This is a genomic window from Verminephrobacter aporrectodeae subsp. tuberculatae (assembly GCF_026127385.1).
GTDB classification, from domain to species: Bacteria; Pseudomonadota; Gammaproteobacteria; order Burkholderiales; family Burkholderiaceae_C; genus Acidovorax; species Acidovorax aporrectodeae.
Window position 1 is genome coordinate 777,906 of record NZ_QZCX01000002.1, and the last position, 16,660, is coordinate 794,565.

A 16,660-nucleotide genomic window follows, 5' to 3' on the forward strand; every position below is an offset into this window, starting at 1 on the left:
AGGGAAAACGCCGGGGCGCGATTCTCCCATAGCGGCTGGCACGCAGGCTCCGGGGCTTGGAGCGGCGCAATCGTGGTAGCCTTTTTGCTCCGCAATCGCTCTGCATGCACTTCACGCTTGCCCCGGCCCACCGCCGCATATGTCCGCCGACTCCCCACCCTCCGCCGAACCCATGGCCCCATCCGCCGCCGCGACGACCGTCCAGGGCGGGGTCTCCGTGCTGCAAAAGGCGCTGCAAAAGCTGGGGCTCGAGCGCGACATCGATTTGGCGCTGCACCTGCCGCTGCGCTACGAGGACGAAACCCGCATCACCGCGCTGGCCGACGCCCGCGATGGGCAGGTGGTGCAGATCGAGGCCACGGTCACGGCCAGCGAGGTGCAACTGCACCCGCGGCGCCAGCTGCTGGTCCGGGTGGAGGACGCCACGGGCGTGTGCGAGCTGCGGTTCTTCAGCTTCTACCCCTCGCACCAGAAAACCCTGGCCGTGGGCGCGCAGCTGCGCATCCGGGGCGAAATCAGGGGCGGGTTCCGGGGGCGCCAGATGCTGCACCCGTCGCTTCGTGCCGCCGGCGGGGAACTGCCGGCGGCGCTGACTCCGGTCTACCCGAGCACGGCCGGTCTGCCGCAGCCCTACCTGCGCCGTGCGGTGGGCAGCGCGCTGGACCGGGTGGACCTGTCCGACACGCTGCCCCCCGGTGCCGAGCCGCCCTGTGCGCGGCATGCACGGCACGCCCATGAAAACGGCGGGCAGCATTTCTTCAGCCTGCGCGAGGCGCTCGACTTCCTGCACCACCCCGCGCCCGACGTCACGCTCTCCACGCTGCAAGACCGCAGCCACCCGGCCTGGCAGCGCGTGAAGGCCGAGGAGTTGCTGGCGCAGCAACTGTCGCAGCAGCAGTCGCGGCGCGAGCGGGGCCTGCTGCGCGCCGCGGTGCTGCGCGTGCAACAGGCCGCAGATGGCAGCCCGCCGCTGCACGAGCAACTCCTGGCCGTGCTGCCGTTCGCGCTCACCGCCGCGCAGCGCCGCGTGGGCCGGGAGATCGCCGCCGACCTCGCGAGCGAGGTGCCGATGCACCGCCTGTTGCAGGGCGACGTGGGGTCGGGCAAGACGGTGGTCGCGGCGCAGGCCGCCTGCCTGGCCATGGACGCGGGCTGGCAGTGCGCGCTGATGGCGCCCACCGAAATCCTGGCCGAGCAGCACTTTGCGCGGATGCTGGGCTGGCTCGAACCCCTGCTCGCCGCGCGCGGGCGCCGCGTGGCCCGGCTCGCGGGCGGGCAAAGGAAGAAGGAGCGCGCCGCCATGCTGGCGCTGATCGAAAGCGGCGAGGCCGCGCTGGTGGTGGGCACGCACGCCGTGATCCAGGAGCAGGTGCGCTTCAGGAACCTGGCGCTGGCGATCATCGACGAGCAGCACCGCTTTGGCGTGGCCCAGCGGCTGGCGCTGCGCAAGAAGCTGGCCGAGCACGGAATCGAGCCGCACCTGCTCATGATGAGCGCCACGCCCATCCCGCGCACGCTGGCCATGAGCTACTACGCGGATCTGGACGTCTCGGTCATCGACGAACTGCCGCCGGGGCGCACGCCCATCGTCACCCGGCTGATCGCCGACAGCCGCAAGGGCGAGGTGATCGCGCGCATCGGCGCCCAGGTGGCGGCGGGGCGGCAGGTGTACTGGGTGTGCCCGCTGATCGAAGAAAGCGAGGCGCTGGATCTGACGAACGCCACCGCCACCCACGCCGAGCTGAGCGCCGCCCTGCCCGGCGTCACGGTCGGCCTGCTGCACGCGCGCATGCCCGGCGCCGAGAAAAAGGCGGTGATGGCGCTGTTCAGCGGTGGCCAAATGGGCGTGCTCGTGAGCACCACGGTGATCGAGGTGGGGGTGGACGTGCCCAACGCCTCGCTCATGGTCATCGAGCACGCCGAGCGCTTCGGGCTCAGCCAGTTGCACCAGCTGCGCGGGCGGGTGGGGCGCGGGGCCGCCGCGTCTGCCTGCGTGCTGCTCTACGCGACCAACGACAGCGGCCGCGTCGGCGGAAGCGCCAGGGAGCGCCTGCGCGCCATGGCCGAAACCAGTGACGGTTTCGAGATCGCCCGGCGCGATCTGCAAATACGGGGTCCCGGCGAATTCCTCGGCGCGCGCCAGTCGGGCGACGCGCTGCTGCGTTTCGCCGACCTCGCCACCGATTCCCCCCTGCTCGAATGGGCGCGCGCGCTGGCCCCCGTGATGCTCGACCGCCACCCCGAACTGGCCGCCCGGCACGTGGCACGCTGGCTGGGCGGGAGAGCCGACTACCTCAAGGCGTAAAGCGCGACGGGTCCGGGCCTGGAGCGCCTCTGCGCCGGGATAATGTCCTCAGTGGTCGGGCTTGAGCCAGTTCTTCAGGCTATTGCGAAACGCCACGTCAAAGCGTCCGTAGGTGTCCATCCCGGTAGAAAATCTGGAAAGGCAACGGGAGGATCCACCATATAACTGCCCCATCACATAGCGTGTATTGCCGATCGTATAGAGCAGCCCTGAGCCACTGCTGCCCTTCTCGGTGCGGCCCTGCCGCCACCTGATGGAGTAGAAATTCCCGTTCTGCGCGTTGCTGATGGAGCAGTTGAACGTGCCGTCATCCTCTCCCGGCACGCAGCGGTTGAAATCCATGATGGCGCCGGTGCTGAGCTTTTGCAGATCGCCCTTGGGGTGGTGGATTCCGGAGATATTCGGTCTTCTGACCATGTCTATGTTCATGTTGCCAAAGTACGAGCCTGCGTAGACGCTGCCTTGCGGAGCAGGGGAATTGAGGCGCATGAAGGATGTGTCCGTGTCGGCACTGTTGTACAGCAGCGTCGCGCCGCCTGTGACACGCCGCGTGTCCGGGTTCAGTTCCCCGCTGTTGCAGGCCGTGGAGCGATAAAACCAATCCGTTGTCATCGTCGAGGCCAGCGTCTGCGTGGAAATACAGTGATTGGCACTCAGGAAATAGGGGGTGCGGCTCGAACTGGCGTCGTTCAGCAAGGTGCCTGTGCACAGATAACTGGTTCCGTCGTCCTTCACATAGATGATGCGTGCCACGGAGCGGCTCTCGCTGCTGTACTGGGCGTCGCACGAAACATCGGTGTGGCAACTGTCCGCATCCCCCAGAGCCTTGGTGACAGGCGCCGCGTCGGCTCCGGGTGAAACGAAGAAATGCGAGAGCGTGGGGACGGCGATATCCAGCTCTGCCAAATTCGCTTTGGCAGGCAGTTCCAGTTCCACCGTGGTTTCGGCGCCGCCAAAGTCGGGCACCCAATAGGTGCGCGCTGCGTCGCTGGTATCGCCCGCAGCCAAGTTGCGCTGCACCGTGCGCAGCACCTCGTCGCCCGAGACCTGAATTACTTCGGTGCCAGCTTGCGTATAAAAGCGCAGCATGGTGTTTGCCGGCAGGCTGCGCACCAGCAACCCCGGACGCACGCCCCATGCGTCCTCTGAGGTAAAGCTCAGGGCCGCACGCTGCACGCCGCCCTGGGCGGACTGCCAGCGCAGTTGCGCGAGCGTGCCCCGCGCGGTGGCCGTTGCAGCGATGCTGCGCGCAACGCCAATTTTCCGGGGTATTCCTGATTCGGACGCCGCTTGTGCTTTCTTTTTCAGGCCCGAATCCTCATCGAGCGGACCGAGCCGCACGGCCGTTGCCAGCACCAAACGGCTGCGCGGCAGTTCCGCTGCGGCCTTGGATTTGGCGGTCCTGGTGCTTGCGGTGCCCTGCGCTCCCGGGTCGAAGGGCTCGATGCGGTCGTTGGCTGCCGGGGCGGGAGCGGGAGATGGCGCTGGAGCGGCGGGAGCGGGAGATGGCGCTGGGGTGGCGGGAGCGGGAGATGGCGCTGGAGTGGCGGGAGCGGGAGAAGAGGGCGCTGGAGTGGCGGGAGCGGGAGATGGCGCTGGAGCGGGGGGGGCGGGAGACGGCGCTGGAGGGGCGGGAGCGGGAGATGGCGCTGGAGGGGAGGGAGCCGGAGATGGCGCTGGAGTGGCTGGAGCGGGAGAGGGCGCTGGAGTGGCGGGAGCGGGAGATGGCGCTGGAGCGGCGGGAGCGGGAGAGGGCGCTGGAGCGGCGGGAGCAGGAGATGGCGCTGGAGTGGCGGGAGCGGGAGATGGCGCTGGAGTGGCGGGAGCAGGAGATGGCGCTGGAGCGGCGGGAGCGGGAGAGGGCGCTGGGGTGGCAGGAGCAGGAGATGGCGCTGGGGTGGCGGGAGCAGGAGATGGCGCTGGAGCGGCGGGAGCGGGAGACGGCGCTGGAGCGGCGGGAGCGGGAGATGGCGCTGGAGGGGAGGGAGCCGGAGCGGGAGTCGGGGACGGTGAGGGCGCTGGAGAAGGACTCAGGGAAGGAGTCGGAGTGGGCGCGGGAGCAGGACCCGGAGCGGAGGTCGGGGCCATATCATCGTCACCACCACCGCCGCCACCACCACCACAGGCCGCTACCGCCAGCATGGCGAGCAGGCCAGATATCTTTAATGGAAAGCGAAACATCGGGCGTTCTTTCTTCTCGCGACAGATGCGCGTTCTTGCGAACAATGGATGCATGCGCAGATCCAGACGTTCGCCTTATTGCGGACAACTTGCAGAAAACGTGGTTCATGGGCCCCGCCACGACACCCAGCTTGCTTGGCATGGCTGTTCAGCGGGACGAATTTTGCCAACGAGTTTGGCAAAAAGTAACTTGAACGTTATTGTAATGCGATTTTTTGCAAAACTGCCCACAGATCGCGAAGCTATTACATTTTCCCTCATATGGATGGACCAGATCGGGTGACTGCTGCGGTGCGTGGCCTGGGCGAGGCCGAGCCTGGTATTGCAGCCACCCGATTCAGCAGCGCCGACATGCTGCACGCGCTGCTGCGCTGCGCCACTGCGAACGGGTCGCCCAGTTGTGGGGGCCGCTGGCTGGAGGGAAAAACCAGCTATTTCAAGGCGTGAAGCACAGCCGGTCCGGGCTGGAGAGCGTTCCAATCCTCAGTCGGGATTGATCCATTTCTTCAGGACGCTGTGAAACGGCAGGTCAAAGCGGCCATAGAAGTCTTTTCCGGAGGGCCTTGCCGGGGCAGCGGCTTCCTCGAAGGGGCTCGACGACGGGGGGCGGCAACGAGAGCTTCCGCCATACAACTGCCCCACCAGATAGCGGGAGCCGTCGATGGTATGGAACAAGCCCGAACCACTGCTGCCCGGCTCGGTGATGCCCTGATTCCAGGCGATGGAGAAGAACTTCCCGCTCTGCGCGTTGCTGGGGATGCAGTAGAAGGAGGACGATGACATCGGTATGCACTGGTTGTATGCCGTGATGGTGCCGATGCTGAGCTTTTGCAGATCGCCCCTGGGATGGTGGACTCCGGCGACATTCGAGGACGTGCGCACGACGCCAGCGTACGAGCCCGCGTAGACGCTGCCTTCCGGAGGTTGTGCATTCAGGCGCATGAAGGAAATATCCGTGGCGGCATCGTTGTGCAGCAGCGTGGCGCCGCCCGTGACGCGCTGCGTGCCCGCGTTCAGCGTCCCGCTGTTGCAGGCCGCGGCGTGATGGAACCAGTCGGTGGTCAGCGTGGACGCCTCCGCCTGCGTGGAGATGCAGTGGTTGGCGCTCAGGAAATAGGGGATACCGCTTGAATCGACGTCGTTCAGCAAGGTGCCCGTGCACAGATAACTGGCTCCGTTCCTCACGTAGTTCATGAGCGCCACGGAGCGGCTCTCGTCGAGGTACTGGGCATTGCACGTCACATCGACGGTGCAACTGGCCCCATCCCCCAGAGCCTTGGCGACGGACGCTGTGTCGGTCCTGGAGGGCGATACGAAGAAATGCGAGAGCGTGGGAATGGCGAGATTCAGTTCTGCCAGATTCGCCCTGGCAGGCAGTTCCAGTTCCAGCGTGGTTTCGGCGCCGCGAAAGTCGGGCACCCAATAGGTGTGCGCCGCGTCGCTGGTATCGCCCGCGGCCAGGTTGCGCTGCACCGTGCGCAGCACCTCGTCGCCCGAGACCTGAATCACGTCGGTGCCGGCTTGCGCATAGAAACGCAGCGTGGTGTTTGCCGGCAGACTGCGTACCAGCAGGCCCGGGCGCACGCCCCATGCGCCCTCTGAGGTAAAGCTGATGGATGCACGCTGCATGCCGCCCGGGGCGGGTTGCCAGCGCAGTTGCGCGCGCGTGCCCTGTGCGGTGGCCGTTGCAGCGAGGCTGCGCGGAACGCCAATCTGCCAGGGAATTCCTTGTGCGGCAGCCGCCGCTTGCGACTTCTTTTCCAGGCCTGGCTCTTCATCCAGCGGGTCGAGCCGCACGCTCGTCGCCCGCACAAAACGGCTGCGCGGGAGCGCCGCTGGGGTCGTGGATTTGGCGGTGCTTCGTGGCCCCGTGTCGTGGGGTTCGATGCGGACGCTTGCCGCCGAGGTCGGGGCCGGATCACCATTGCTGCCGCCACAGGCGGCTAGTTTTACTGTGTCATAAACGAATTCTCGCGTTTACGCGCAGGCAGCATGGGCAGCGCGGCAGCGTCCTGAGCAAGGCTGCGGCGATACGCAGTCGCAAAGTTGTGATCGACGATCGGACGTGGCGCTGCGTGCGCGGGGCTGCCGCGAGGCTTGTAATGCGTGGGTAGGGCAGGTTCTTCGCTTCGTGCAGAGTTTTTTTTACCCCCACCTTTCGGCTGGCGCAGCTGCTGCGCCATCAAAAAACCGTACGCAGCGATGGCCAAGCTGGCGTGGTGGTGAAAGCCCCTCCAATTGCGCCCTTCGTAGTGGCCCAGACCCAGGTCTTGCTTGAGGTCCTGGTAGTCGCGCTCAATGCGCCAGCGCATCTTGGCCTCAAACACCATGCGCTCCAGGCGGTGCGTGGTCTGGGTGACGCCGGGCGCGTGCGCGTCGGGGCGGGGTATTGCAGTCATCCGATTCAACTGCGCCGCGCGCAGTTCCGGGCGCTGTCCCGCCCGGCTCCGGTACTCAGGACCCGGGCTTGAGCCAGTTCTTCAGGGCGCTGCGAAAGACCAGATCAAAGCGTCCGTAGTTGTCCCGCCCCGTCGTGCGCGCACCCCAGCGCAGGCAACGGGAGTTTCCGCCAGACAACTGCCCCACCAGATAGCGCGTGCTGCCGATCGAATAAAACAGCCCCGAACCGCTGCTGCCCTGCTCGGTGATGCCCTGTTTCCAACGGACTTCGTAGGAGTTGCTGCTCTGCTCGGTGCTGATGGGGCAATACAGGTTGTCGTCGAGGAAACTGCAATCGCTGAATTGGGTGATCGATCCGGTGCTGATCTTTTGCATATCACCCCGGGCGTGATGGATTCCGGCGACGTCCGCGTTCTTGCTCATGGCGCCAAAGTACGAGCCCGCGTAGACGCTGCCCTGCGGAGCCGAGGCATTCAGGCGCATGAAGGCGGTATCCGTCAGGATATTGCTGTGCAGCAGCGTTGCGCCGCCCGTGACGTGCTGCGTGTCCGCGTTCGGTTCCTTGCTGTCGCAGGCCGTGGAGCGATAGAACCAGTCGGTGGTCAGCGTGGATGCCACCGTCTGCGTGGGAATGCAGTGGTCGGCGCTCAGGAAATAGGGGGTGCGGCTCGACCGGATGTCGTTCAGCAAGGTGCCCGTGCACAGATAACTGCTTCCTCCGTCCTTCACGAAGGTCATGCGCGCCACGGCACGGCTCTCGCTGCTGTACTGGGTGTTGCACGACACATCGACGTTGCAGCGGTCCGCATCCCCCAGATCCTTGGCAATAGGCGTCGCGTCGGCCTTGGCGGGCGAAACGAAGAAATGCGAGAGCGTGGGGACGGCGACGTCCAACTCTGCCAGATTCGCCTTCGCAGGCAGTTCCAGTTCCAGCGTGGTTTCGGCGCCGCCAAAGTCGGGTGCCCAATAGGTGCGCGCGGCGTCGCTGGTATCGCCGGCGTCCAGGTTGCGCTGCACCGTGCGCAGCACCTCGGCGCCCGAGACCTGAACCACCTCGGTGCCGGCTTGCGCATAGAAGCGCAGCGTGGTGTTTGCCGGCAGACTGCGTACCAGCAGCCCCGGGCGCACGCCCCATGCGTCCTCCGAGGTAAAGCTGATGGCCGCGCGCTGCATGCCGCCCGGGGCAGGTTGCCAGCGCAGTTGCGCGTGTGTGCTCTGCGCGGTGGCCGTTGCCGCGACGCTGCGCGCAACGCCGATCTGCCGGGGGATTCCTGGTTCGGGCGCCGCTTGCATCTTCTTTTTCAGACTCGGCTCCTCAGCGAGCGGACCGAGCCGCACGGCCGTTGCCAGCACGGGCTGGCTGCTGCGCGGGAGCGCTGTTTCGACCTGCGATTTGGCCATGCTCCTGCGCGGCCCCGAGTCGAGGGGTTCGATGCGGTCGCCGGCTACCTGGGCGGGAGCCGGGGCCGGGGAGGGGGCCTGCGCCGAGGCGGAGTTATCGTCGCCGCCCTCACCACCGCAGGCCGTTAACGCCAGCATGGCGCACAGGCCGACGCTCTTGATTGGAAAGCGAAACATGAAGGCCATCCTTTCTTGTAGTGACTGCGCGTTCTCGCGCACGACGAATTTGCGGGCGCAGCCCCGCGTTGTTGTTTTGAAGATGAATATCCCCAATGACACCACAAGTCAGCGCGCGGTGTGGTCAGGATTTGTGCAACAGCAACCCAAGCAAACTCTGGCGCGCCAGCAATTGACGAGTGACACAGTTGCTGGCACAAATGTATCACTTCTGATTGTGTGCAAGCTTTTGCAAGAGGGCCGGCGCACGGCACGCTATTTGGCGTGATCCTGCGGCTGCGTGTCCAACGGGTCGGGGCAGGCTGCCGGCTCTCAGTGGTTGTGCCGCGGTGGCGATGCGGCGGCCACGCCCCGATACTTCAGCGCGGGCTCCATGCAGGCACCATCGGCCAACTGGCCAACGGTCGCGCGATAGAGCTCCTGCCAGGGGGTCTGGCTTGGCGGGGGCGGCGGCGGGCCGGCTTGCTTGCGCAGCGCGATTTCTGCCTCGGGAACCAGCATGTCGCAGCGGCCGCGCTGCGTGTCGATGCGCACCCTGTCTCCGGTTCGCAGCCAGGCCAGTCCACCGCCCGCAGCCGCCTCCGGCGAGGCGTTGAGAATCGACGGGCTGTCCGAGGTTCCGGATTGGCGGCCGTCGCCCAGCGTCGGGAGCGTGGCGATGCCGCGCTGGATCAGGGCCTGCGGCGGCTGCATGTTCACGACTTCGGCGGACCCGGGAAAGCCCAGGGGGCCGGCGCCGCGCATGACGAGCATGCAGTGTTCGTCGATCTCCAGCGCGGGGTCGTCGATGCGCGCGTGGTAGTCGTCCGGCCCGTCGAAGACGACGGCGCGGCATTCGAAAATCCCCTCCTGGCCCGGCTGGTTCAGGTAGCGCGCCCTGAATTCGTCCGAGATGACGCTGGTCTTCATGATCGCAAAGTCGAACAGATTTCCGCTCAGGACCAGAAAGCCCGCCCGGTCCATCAGCGGCGTTTCGTAGGCGGCGATCACGTCGCGGTTGTTGCTGCTGCGGCCTGCGACGTTGTGCGCCAGGGACTGTCCCGTGACGCTTGCGCAAGCGCCGTCGATGCGGCCGGCGCGCAGCAGTTCGCTGAGTACGGCCGGCACGCCGCCGGCGCGATGAAAGCTCTCGCCCAGGTACTTGCCCGCAGGCTGCATGTTGACCAGCAGCGGGATGTCGAAGGCCTGCCGCCAGTCCTGCGCGCCCAGTTCGAAGCCCGCGTGGCGCGCCATGGCGTGCAGGTGGGGCTGCGCGTTGGACGATCCGCCGAGCGCGGACACGGCGGCGATCGCGTTCAGAAAAGATTGCCGGCTCAGGATCTTCGACGGGCGCAGGTCCTCGAAGGCCATCTCGACGATGCGCCGTCCGGTGGCGTAGGCCATCTGCCCGCGCTCCCGGTACGGTGCGGGTATCGCGGCGCAGCCCGGCAGCGAAAGTCCGAGCACTTCGGCGAGCGCGTTCATCGTCGACGCCGTTCCCATCGTGTTGCAATGGCCGGCCGAGGGCGCCGACGCGGCTGCGGCTTCCAGGAATTGCTCTGCGTCGATCTCGCCCGCCGCGAGCTTGCGGCGGCTGCGCCAGATCACCGTCCCGGAGCCCACGCGCTCGCCATGCATCCAGCCGTCGAGCATCGGTCCGCCGGACAGCACGATGGCCGGCAGGTCAACGGTGCACGCGGCCATGACGGCGGCCGGCGTGGTCTTGTCGCAGCCCGTGGTGAGTACGACGGCGTCGATGGGGTAGCCGTGCAGGATTTCGACCAGTCCCAGGTACGCCAAGTTGCGGTCCAGCGCGGCCGTGGGCCGCCGGCAGTTCTCGAAGATCGGATGCATGGGGAACTCCAGCGCAATGCCCCCCGCGTCCCGAATCCCGTCCCGGACGCGCTGCGCGAGTTCGACGTGGATGCGGTTGCACGGTGCGAGGTCGCTGCCGCTCTGGGCAATGCCGACGATAGGGCGGCCCGAGCGCAGTTCCGCCGGCGTCAGCCCGTAGTTCATGAAGCGCTCCAGATAGACCGCCGTCATGTCGATGCGCTCGGCGTTGGCGAACCAGTCGGCTGAGCGCAGCGGTTTCGTGGGGCGTTTTTCAGACGGCATCGGCGTGGGACTCCATGGGGGCAGCGGCTGGAATGCGGGGTGGCTGCTAGTCTTACTGTGTCACAAACGAATTCTCGCGTTTACGCGCAGGCAGCATGGGCAGCGCGGCAGCGTCCTGAGCAAGGCTGCGGCGATACGCAGCCGCAAAGTTGTGATCGACGATCGGACGTGGCGCTGCGTGCGCGGGGCTGCCGCGAGGCTTGTAATGCGTGGGTAGGGCAGGTTCTTCGCTTCGTGCAGAGTTTTTTTTACCCCCACCTTCCGGCTGGCGCAGCTGCTGCGCCATCAAAAAACCGTAGGCAGCGATGGCCAAGCTGGCGTGGTGGTGAAAGCCCCTCCAATTGCGCCCTTCGTAGTGGCCCAGACCCAGGTCTTGCTTGAGGTCCTGGTAGTCGCGCTCAATGCGCCAGCGCATCTTGGCCTCAAACACCATGCGCTCCAGTGTGATGTTCTCTGCCAGCGTGGACAGCCAGTATTTCATTGGCTCTTCATGGCCTTCGGGCCATTCGATGAGCAGCCACTCTTGCGCTCGCTGCTCTGTGCGCAGGTGCTCGCGGTGGGCCGCATGCACGCGCACTCGCGCAAAACGCGAACGCAATGTGAAGTTCGTCCCCTCACGCCACTCGATGCTTTGCCATTGGGTCGGCTCCAACCCCAACGCCACTTCCTTCACGGACAGCGGTCGCTCGTGCCTGGCATCGCCCAAACGCTGGCGGGTGGCCACCACGCCGCGGCCACTGCGCGGCCGCGGCGCCAGCGGGGCATGCCCCGGCGGCCACACCGTCACCTGCCCCGTCACGCCCACCACGTAAGTCAGGCCCATCGCCGTCAGGCCCTCACGAAATGCGGTGACCACCCCGTAGCCTGCATCGGCCAGCACGGTGTGCTTTGGCGCGCCTTGCTCCACCAAGTGCTCGATCTGCGCCTGCGCGATCTGCCACTTGGTGGCGAACGACACATTTTCGGGCACACCGGCCTTCTCGCGCCGCGCCATGTCATCGGCCCATTGCTGGGGCAGGTACAACTGCCAGGCCGTGGGCAGGCTGCCCGCCAAGCAAGCCAGACTGACGCTGACGGCCACTTGGCAGTTGTCCTGCTTACCCAGCATGCCGCAGTACTGTCGGGCCACTCCCACCGAGTGCTCGCCCTGTTTGGGAAAGCCGGTGTCGTCCACGATCCACCAGCCTCCATCTCCAAAGTCCATCGCTGGCACGACCCATTGCGCAACGCGCCGCAGCATCTCTTCGTCCGACCATGACGACTGGGCCACGAAGTGGTGCAGCGACTGGTGACGCGAGCGAGTGGCCTGCGGCGCCAAGTGTGCGGCCATCGGCTCCACGCTCTTGCGCGCAAGCGGCGCCATCAGGCCGATGCAATACCCGCGCAACCCGGCTTGCCGGTCCGCATGGCCCAGTCCGCCTCCCAAATGCTCAAGGTAGCGTTCAAACTCTTGCAGTTCGTCTTTCAAGGCTCATCTCCTGTGTGAGAAGATTCTCTCATAATTCCTTGAATTTACTAACACAGTAAGACTAGTGTCCTGCCCTGCGAATAGCGGCACATGAAACTGCGCCTTTCACGCCATGGCGGCGTTGCAAATCCTCGCGATACCTACGGGTATCGCTGCGGTTTGCGCCTTGCCATGACGCGAAATGCATCAGTTTCATTTTGTGCCGCTATTCGCAGGGCAGAACACTAGGCGCTGGCAGAACGGGTTCTCACCGCCACCCCGCGTCGACAAAGTAGTTCTGCGCCGTGCACATGCGTGCGTCGTCCGAAGCGAGGAACAGCACCATGGCCGCCACGTGCTCGGGGTCGATGCGTTCCTTCAGGCATTGGCGCTCGAGCATGCGCGCCTCCTCGTCGGGGGTGTGCCACAGGCGCGTCTGCCGCGGTGTGCGCACGCCGCCCGGGACGACGCAGTTCACGCGGATGTTGTAGCCGCCCAGGTCGCGCGCGAGCCCGCGGGTCATGCCTTCGATTCCGGCCTTCGCGGTCTCGTACAACACCAGTTCGGGCAGCGCCAGGTGCCAGGAGATGGAGCCCAGATTCACGATCGCGCCGCCGCCGGCGGACTGCATCGCCGGCAGGACCGCCTGGCTGCTGAACAGCAGGTGGCGCAGGTTCACGGCCATGCGCTGGTCCCAGTACGCGGGCGTGATGTCCTCGATCCGGTGCCGGTCGTCGTTGGCCGCGTTGTTCACCAGCACGTCCATTCCACCGGCCTGCGCCGCGATGTCCCGGATTCCCGTGGACAGCGCGTCGAGATTGCTCAGGTCGCAGTGCTGGAAATGCGCGCTCAGGTTCGCGGCGCCAAGCTGCTCGAGCAGCGCGCGCGACGCGTCTTCGGCGATGTCGATGAACCAGACGCGCGCCTGCTGGCGCGCGAAGGCCTCGACCATGGCGGCGCCGATTCCGCTGCCACCGCCGGTGATCAGAACGCGTTTGCCGGCCAGGCTGGGGTAGATGGCGGAGCGCATGTGCGGGTCCATCACGCAAGCAGGCCGCGGCCAGCGAGGTTGCGCATCAGCGCGGCGACGCCGAACGACCACGGCGGCGCCTGTTCGCAGTGCACGACGCGGTTCTCGAGCCGGCCCAGCCGCGGGCTGGCGATGCGCACGATGTCGCCGATCTGGTGCGTAAAGCCCTTGCCGGGTTCGCCCCGGTCCTTCACCGGGGCGAACATGGTCCCCAGAAAGAGCGCAAAACCGTCCGGGTAGCGGTGGTTCTTGCCGATGGTCTGCTCGACCAGCTCCTGCGGGTCGCGGCTGATCTGGCGCATCGAGCTCTCGCCGTCGAGCGTGAATCCGTCGGCGCCGAGCAGGTCCAGGCGCACGGTGCACTGGCGCACGTCGTCGAGCGTGAAGCCTGCGTCGAAGAGGCGGATGAAGGGGCCGACGGCGCAGGAGGCGTTGTTGTCCTTGGCCTTGCCGAGCAGCAGGGCGCTGCGGCCTTCGATGTCGCGCAGGTTCACGTCGTTGCCCAGCGTCGCGCCCCGGATCCGGCCCTGGCTGTCGCATACCAGAACGACCTCGGGTTCGGGGTTGTTCCAGCCCGAGTCCGATCGGATGCCGACGTCCGCCCCGGCGCCCACGGCAGACAGCACGGGCGCCTTGGTGAAGATTTCGGCGTCCGGTCCGATCGCGACTTCCAGGTACTGCGACCACAGGCCGTCGGCCTGCAAGGCTGTCCTGAGCTGCTGCGCCTGTGCGGAGCCCGGTTTCACGCTGCGCAGGTCGCCCCCGATCCGCTCGGACAGCGCCCTGCGGATGGCATCCGCGCGCTGGGCGTCGCCGCCGGCGCGCTCTTCGATCACGCGCTCCAGCGCGGACACGGCGAAGGTCACGCCGCTGGCCTTGATGCACTGCAGGTCCAGCGGCGCGAGCACGCTGGTGCGCGGGTGCGCAGCGATTTCCCCGATGCCGCCCATGCGCTGGCCGCAGGGAACGCTGCCGGGATCGAGCGCTTCCAGCAGCTGCGAGACGGTTGCCGCCGCTGCGCTCAGGTCCTGCACCTCGCCCTGGTGCAGGAGCACGGGCGTCGGGCCTGCGCCAAAGTCCATGCGCCCGACGAGGAGCGCGGCGGCTGCGTCGTCGGGCAGGCATTGCTGCCAGGGGTGCATGCGCGGCGCCGGCGCGGCGCCGCTGTGTGTGTCTGTGCTCATGGGTGGACTATTTGATGGGTTGCACTTGGCTGCGACTCTCCATGCGCCAAGTGCGGCCGAGTATGCGCGATTCGCCCACCGCTTCCACCTGCGTCTGCAACCGAATGTCGGCGCTGGACGCGCCGATGGCAACGTCGAACAGGCCCGGCTCGACGATGCGCTGGCCGGCCATGCCGGTGAAGCCGAGCATGTCCACCGGCAGGTGAAAGCGCACGCGCGCGCGCTGTCCCGGGTCGAGCTGCACGCGCCGGAACGCCTTGAGCTCGCGCACCGGACGCACCACGCTGGCCTGGCAGTCGCGCACGTAGAGCTGCGCAACCTCGACGCCCGGGCGGCTGCCGGTGTTGGCGATCTCGAAGCTGATCTCGAACTCGCCGTCCTCGGTCGGCGCCTTGGGCGCGCCGACTTGCAGGCTCCGATAGTCGAAGTGCGTGTAGCTCAGGCCGTGCCCGAACGGGTAGCGGCTGCCGAAATGCAGGGCGATCGGCGTGCCGCCGCTCTTGAGCTTGTGGTTGTAGTAGCAGGGCATCGCGCCGACGTTGATCGGCGTGGACAGCGTCATCCTTCCCGAGGGTTCGACCTGGCCCGCGAGGACTTCGGCCAATGCAATGCCGCCCTCCTGGCCGCCGGCAAAAGCCATGACGAACGCGGCCAGCCGGTCCTCCAGGCCGCCCAGGTTGTACGGGCGCCCGCCAGACAGCACGGCGATGGTCGGCGTGCCGGTGGCGACGACGGCCTCGAGGAGCTGCTGCTGCACCCCGGGCAGGCTCAGGCTGTCGGTGTCCGAGCCCTCGCCGACCGTTCCCCTTTGGAACAGGCCGGCCAGGTCTCCGACGCAGACGATGGCCAGGTCGGCGGTGCGCGCGGCCTGCGCGGCGGCCGGGATGCGGTCGGTGCGTAGCGACACCGGCGAAGCCTGGCGGGGCGCATTCGCGTCGTCGTGCAGGTCCCCGGGGAATACCGGTGAGCCCGCGCGGCGGTGCTCCAGAATCCAGCAGCCCTGCTCGTGGTGCAACTGCCCGGCAGCGAAGACCCGCGCAATCCCCTGCAGCGGGGTGACGATGTGGCCCGTGTCCAGCGCTTCGTCGGGGTCGATGAAATGGGCGTGGTAGCTATAGCCACTGAGCTGGCCCATCGGGTCGTCCGCCGTCGGGCCAATGACCGCGATGCGCCGCGCGACGGTCGGGTCCAGGGGCAGGATGCCGCTGCGGTTTTCCAGCACCACGATCGACTGGCGCGCGGCCTCGCGCGCGGCGGCCACGCTCGCCGGGCTGCGCAGCAGCGGCGGCTCGGCGGGGTCTTCGAAGGAGCGCTCGAAGAGTCCGAGGCGGAATTTCTCCTTCAGCACGCGCGCGACGATCTCGTCGATCCGCGCGGGCGTGATCGCCCCGCGATCGAGCGCAAGGCGCAGATTCCGGGCGCAGTCGTCCGCCGGCAATTCCACGTCGAGACCGGCGTTGAAGGACAGCGCCGCCGCGTCCGCCGCGTCCGCCGCGACACGGTGGTGCTGGTACAGCAGGCTCACCCCGCTGTAGTCGGCGACCACCAGTCCGTCGAAACCCCAGCGCGTGCGCAGCACGTCGGTCAGGAGCTGCCTGGACGCGTGGCAGGGCTCGCCGTCGATGTCGTGGTAGGCCGGCATCACCGAGCCCGCGTTCGCCTGCTTGACGGCCATCTCGAACGGCAGCAGGAAGACGTCGCTCAGCTCGCGCCATCCCACGTGCACCGGGGCGTGGTTGCGCGCCCCTTCGCTGAACGAGTGGCCGACGAAGTGCTTCAGGGTCGCGAGCAGGTCGCGCCGGGGGCCTTGCAGCCCGCGCACGTAGCGCGTCGCGAGCACGCCGACCAGGTACGGGTCTTCGCCGAAGGTCTCCTCCGTGCGGCCCCAGCGCACGTCGCGCGACACGTCGAGCACCGGCGCCAGGCCCTGGTGGCAGCCCAGTTGCTGGCTCTCGTGGCGGATCTGCTGCGCGACGGATTCGACGAGCTCCGGGTTCCAACTCGCGCTGAGCGCGAGCGCGGAAGGAAACGCCGTGGCGTCACGGGTCATGAGGCCGACGAGGCATTCCTCGTGCGCCAGCGCCGGAATGCCCAGGCGCGTCTCGTTGCGCAGAAAGCGCTGCAGCCGGTTCAGGGCGCGCAGGCCGCTGCCCGCTTCCACGCTGTGCGTGCCGAGCGGCCGCGTGATCTGCCCCACGCCGTGGGCCAGCCGGTGCTCGAAGGACTGCTGCCCGGTGCCCTCGATGAACAGCGTTCCCGGGCGCACGCGGTGCTCCCCGTCTTCGGAGAGGATCAGCCAGAAGGCGTGCAACTGCGCGATCTTCTCGTCCAGACTCATGCGCGCGAGCAGGTCGTGCACCCGGGCGTCCAGGGGCTGCGCGGGGTCCTTGTAGAGGGGGGCGGAAACGGGTGTCGGTGTCGTGTCGTTCATGGTGGAT

The 16,660-nt window shown here is 67.2% G+C and carries 12 protein-coding genes and 1 pseudogene; 4 read left to right on the forward strand and 9 right to left on the reverse strand.

Annotated elements, in window-relative coordinates; all coding sequences use genetic code 11:
- Positions 1 to 172 precede the first annotated feature (172 nt).
- Positions 173 to 2,305, forward strand: coding sequence for an ATP-dependent DNA helicase RecG (gene recG, locus D5041_RS11535; protein ID WP_010110319.1), 2,133 nt, complete (start codon positions 173 to 175; stop codon positions 2,303 to 2,305).
- Positions 2,306 to 2,353: 48 nt separating this feature from the next.
- Here the strand turns inward: recG and D5041_RS11540 are convergent, their stop codons facing one another.
- A complete protein-coding gene (locus D5041_RS11540) occupies positions 2,354 to 3,661 on the reverse strand; it encodes a trypsin-like serine peptidase (RefSeq protein ID WP_265284777.1) in 1,308 nt (435 codons plus the stop codon).
- A gap of 122 nt (positions 3,662 to 3,783) precedes the next feature.
- Here D5041_RS11540 and D5041_RS11545 point away from each other — a divergent pair, with 122 nt between their 5' ends.
- Both D5041_RS11545 and D5041_RS11550 read left to right on the forward strand, forming a co-directional pair.
- A complete protein-coding gene (locus tag D5041_RS11545) occupies positions 3,784 to 4,680 on the forward strand; it encodes a hypothetical protein (protein WP_265284778.1) in 897 nt (298 codons plus the stop codon).
- Positions 4,681 to 4,765: 85 nt separating this feature from the next.
- A complete protein-coding gene (locus D5041_RS11550; protein ID WP_265284779.1) occupies positions 4,766 to 4,933 on the forward strand; it encodes a hypothetical protein in 168 nt (55 codons plus the stop codon).
- A 36-nt stretch (positions 4,934 to 4,969) separates the two neighbouring features.
- Here the strand turns inward: D5041_RS11550 and D5041_RS11555 are convergent, their stop codons facing one another.
- The 3 genes and pseudogenes from D5041_RS11555 to D5041_RS11565 form a co-directional block, all read right to left on the reverse strand.
- Entirely contained in the window at positions 4,970 to 6,298 is a 1,329-nt protein-coding gene (locus tag D5041_RS11555; RefSeq protein ID WP_265284780.1) for a trypsin-like serine peptidase, read from the reverse strand.
- A 137-nt stretch (positions 6,299 to 6,435) separates the two neighbouring features.
- Positions 6,436 to 6,825: pseudogene (locus D5041_RS11560) on the reverse strand (IS701 family transposase); the annotation flags it as partial.
- 115 nt (positions 6,826 to 6,940) lie between these two features.
- The gene (locus tag D5041_RS11565) at positions 6,941 to 8,464 is read right to left on the reverse strand and encodes a trypsin-like serine peptidase (protein ID WP_265284781.1); all 1,524 of its coding nucleotides are present in this window, start codon (positions 8,462 to 8,464) and stop codon (positions 6,941 to 6,943) included.
- Between D5041_RS11565 and D5041_RS11570 the strand changes: the two genes are divergently transcribed.
- A complete protein-coding gene (locus tag D5041_RS11570; RefSeq protein WP_138927863.1) occupies positions 8,463 to 8,732 on the forward strand; it encodes a hypothetical protein in 270 nt (89 codons plus the stop codon). The genes D5041_RS11565 and D5041_RS11570 overlap by 2 nt on opposite strands.
- A 44-nt stretch (positions 8,733 to 8,776) precedes the next feature.
- On the opposite strand, the gene D5041_RS11575 is transcribed toward D5041_RS11570, so the two are convergent.
- The 5 genes from D5041_RS11575 to D5041_RS11595 all read right to left on the reverse strand — a co-directional run bounded on the left by D5041_RS11575 (position 8,777) and on the right by D5041_RS11595 (position 16,653).
- Entirely contained in the window at positions 8,777 to 10,561 is a 1,785-nt protein-coding gene (locus D5041_RS11575) for an IlvD/Edd family dehydratase (RefSeq protein ID WP_265284782.1), read from the reverse strand.
- Between the two features lie 52 nt (positions 10,562 to 10,613).
- The gene (locus D5041_RS11580; RefSeq protein WP_265280744.1) at positions 10,614 to 12,029 is read right to left on the reverse strand and encodes an IS701 family transposase; all 1,416 of its coding nucleotides are present in this window, start codon (positions 12,027 to 12,029) and stop codon (positions 10,614 to 10,616) included.
- Positions 12,030 to 12,276: 247 nt separating this feature from the next.
- Positions 12,277 to 13,038, reverse strand: coding sequence for a D-xylose 1-dehydrogenase (gene xylB / locus D5041_RS11585; RefSeq protein WP_265284783.1), 762 nt, complete (start codon positions 13,036 to 13,038; stop codon positions 12,277 to 12,279).
- A gap of 11 nt (positions 13,039 to 13,049) precedes the next feature.
- Positions 13,050 to 14,222, reverse strand: a complete 1,173-nt coding sequence (locus tag D5041_RS11590) for a fumarylacetoacetate hydrolase family protein (protein WP_265284784.1) — start codon at positions 14,220 to 14,222, stop codon at positions 13,050 to 13,052.
- Positions 14,223 to 14,229: 7 nt separating this feature from the next.
- The gene (locus D5041_RS11595) at positions 14,230 to 16,653 is read right to left on the reverse strand and encodes a glycoside hydrolase family 3 N-terminal domain-containing protein (protein ID WP_265284785.1); all 2,424 of its coding nucleotides are present in this window, start codon (positions 16,651 to 16,653) and stop codon (positions 14,230 to 14,232) included.
- Positions 16,654 to 16,660 lie beyond the last annotated feature (7 nt).

Bases quoted from the DNA above. Each gene is read 5' to 3' on its own strand.
- recG (WP_010110319.1), top strand. From the start codon at position 173: ATGGCCCCATCCGCCGCCGCGACGACCGTCCAGGGCGGGGTCTCCGTG.
- D5041_RS11595 (WP_265284785.1), bottom strand. From the start codon at position 16,653: ATGAACGACACGACACCGACACCCGTTTCCGCCCCCCTCTACAAGGAC.
- D5041_RS11575 (WP_265284782.1), bottom strand. From the start codon at position 10,561: ATGCCGTCTGAAAAACGCCCCACGAAACCGCTGCGCTCAGCCGACTGG.
- D5041_RS11570 (WP_138927863.1), top strand. From the start codon at position 8,463: ATGAAGGCCATCCTTTCTTGTAGTGACTGCGCGTTCTCGCGCACGACG.
- D5041_RS11545 (WP_265284778.1), top strand. From the start codon at position 3,784: ATGGCGCTGGAGCGGCGGGAGCGGGAGATGGCGCTGGGGTGGCGGGAG.
- xylB (WP_265284783.1), bottom strand. From the start codon at position 13,038: ATGCGCTCCGCCATCTACCCCAGCCTGGCCGGCAAACGCGTTCTGATC.
- D5041_RS11565 (WP_265284781.1), bottom strand. From the start codon at position 8,464: ATGTTTCGCTTTCCAATCAAGAGCGTCGGCCTGTGCGCCATGCTGGCG.
- D5041_RS11590 (WP_265284784.1), bottom strand. From the start codon at position 14,222: ATGAGCACAGACACACACAGCGGCGCCGCGCCGGCGCCGCGCATGCAC.